Source organism: Endozoicomonas sp. SESOKO2 (assembly GCF_024606245.1).
Lineage (GTDB): Bacteria > Pseudomonadota > Gammaproteobacteria > Pseudomonadales > Endozoicomonadaceae > Endozoicomonas_A.
In genome coordinates, this window is record NZ_JAHHPQ010000537.1 from 1 (window position 1) to 2,565 (window position 2,565).

Below are 2,565 nucleotides of genomic sequence, written 5' to 3' on the forward strand. Positions count from 1 at the left end.
CGGGAGGATTCGAACCTCCGACCGCCTGGTTCGTAGCCAGGTACTCTATCCAGCTGAGCTACGAGCGCACTGCACCAACGGGAGCGAACTATAGAGATTTAACCCCCTGGAGTCAACGGCATTATGGCAATATTCAAAACTGAACAACAAGGGATAAAACAAAAAAGCCCCGCATCGGCGGAGCCAAAAGTTCAAGTTTGTAACAGACTCTGGTCGTTAAACGCTAATCTGCTACTAATCAGAATTCATAACGGACAGTGGCATTCAAGCTATCTGCCTTGTAGTCACCCATCCAGTTATTGTCATAGTGCAAACTCAGACTCAGGTTGCTCTCCATCTTATAATTAACACCCAAACCGGCTTCGAAGCGATTTTGCTCAGGATCACTGCCTGTGAATGTTAAGGTTTTACCACCTTGAATGAAGGTCACCGTTGTTTCAGGCTTATCAGCCTTAAAGTCGTGATATCCCATCAACACAAACTCAGGCTGAAGCACGCCTCGACCCAATTCGAAATCACCCATAAGCTTCAGACCTGCACCCAGCTCCGTGACTTCGAATTTTTTCATCTTACGTTTCTGAGCCCAATCACCTGTTAGTTTTTCAGTGAGATCATCAAAGTTAACACTGGTGTAGTCGAAGGCGATCTGAGGCTTAAGAGTCCAGCGATTGATCTGATAGTTATAGCCAGCTACGAAACGTGCACCCCAGATAGTGCTATCCACTTTACCTTTGTAAGAAACCTTGTCCAGCTGTACTTTACGTTTGTACTCATTGATTCCCTTACCGTAACTGAACATCGAATCCAGGAAGTAATTACCCTGATTCAATCCTGTATAAAGGGTACCCATATAAGTATCAGTGGTTGCATTACGATGTATGTCGTTTGTCTCAACCTTTGTATCACCCAAAGTGAAGGCAAAACCTACCGTCATCTGTTCATTAAGAGTGCTATCAACACCAAGAGTGACACCGTTAACCTTGACTTCATAACCTTTCAAATCGTCTTTATTATCAAGCTTTCCGTCACTGAAGATGTACTCAGCCCAGAATCCCTGAGACTCATGCATTTCGCCGGTATTCACTCCAGTACGGTTACTGCTGAGACGACGACCAATGGACTCATTAATTTTATTTTGCAAAGCTACCGAAGCACGACCCACTTCGTTATTCAGATCTGGTAACTGCTGGTCAGCAAATAACTTGATGGTTTGCTGCTTTTCCGCCATTGTTACTTGGTTGAACATAGCCTGAGCCGAAGACAGATCGTCAGTAGATAATGCCGATTCGTAGGTAGCTATATACATTTTCGCCTGATTTTCAGACAGGCTATGTTGAGAGCGCAACTTCTGAACGGGATTGCGATCGTACTTCACGTTAATAGAGTACATAGACTTGTTAGTCTTATCACTCTTCGCAAACTCACTGCTGGAAGCATCTAAAAATACAGTACCTGCGTCTGGAGCGACAAAGTCACCTTCAACTGTATCTGCTTCAATAACTGCAATCGAAGTAGCTAAAGCATTACCAGACTTAGCTTCCTCGTACAGATTTTTGGCATTTTCAAAACCTTTTGTAACATCCATACCAGTCAAATCAATTTTGACCTGATTCTCCCCCTTCAACTTCAGGGCACCATCAACACTGGCGTAGGGGACAGACGACACTGATTGATCATATGGATCCACAACCAATAACAGGTTAGCGCCTTTCTCAAACGTTTTGCCCTCCATTGCTAATAGTGAAGGTGCTGACATGGAAACAGGATTACCCTTCGTATCCTGCTTGCTTTGCTTAAACGTCTTAAAGAGTTTCAGTGAACCTTTGGAGTCAACAACCAAAGGAGCAACAACTTTTACCTGCTTAAGGTCAGTAGATTGATAGATAGCCTTTTGAGACTTTATAGTCGCTTCTGCGTTCAGAGTTGTCAGAACTGTAGTATCAGGCTTAACTTCAACCTGACCGGTTACGCGAACTTCCTTTACATGACCGTTTTCTTCTTCACCAAGAACGCCACCGATTTCACCGCCTTTCAAAGTACCTCTTTTCAGAGTAACCGTTGAACCATTGAAGCGCTTTGGATCTTTTTCATCACCGTGTTCAGCAGCAAATCCCTTCAGGTCACCTTCAAAAGTACCACCGTCCAGTACAAAGTTTCTGAAACCGTGGATATCCTTGGACACTTCCTGCTCGAGGACCAGAGTTACATCTGTATCTTTACCGAGGAACACAGGTTGCGCATTATTAGAGATTGATCGAACAGTCGCTTTGCCTTTCAGGTCAAATGAAGCCAATGGCTTTTCCAGGGTACTGACTTCATCAGCATAAAGCTGAGCGTCTTCGACCAGAACTTTCTCTATGTCTGTCAGGCTGACATAAGAGACAGAACCTTTTCTAACCTCAAACACATCAGGCAGATCTTCAGCTTCAACATCCACAATATGCTTATCAAAGCCATCGTTGGAGCCTTCCATTGACTTTTGGGCATTGAGTCCCTTGACTGGTACAGCTTTGATTTCAATAAGCGTAATTGAGTTTGGCTCTTTGTTATCCTGAACTTTGTCAT

The 2,565-nt window shown here is 43.9% G+C and carries 1 protein-coding gene; it reads right to left on the bottom strand.

Translation table 11 applies throughout. The features are described 5' to 3' along the window. Positions 1–238 precede the first annotated feature (238 nt). Positions 239–2,565: autotransporter domain-containing protein (locus KDK17_RS13120; RefSeq protein WP_257288239.1), on the bottom strand; the 2,327-nt coding region annotated here is incomplete at its 5' end.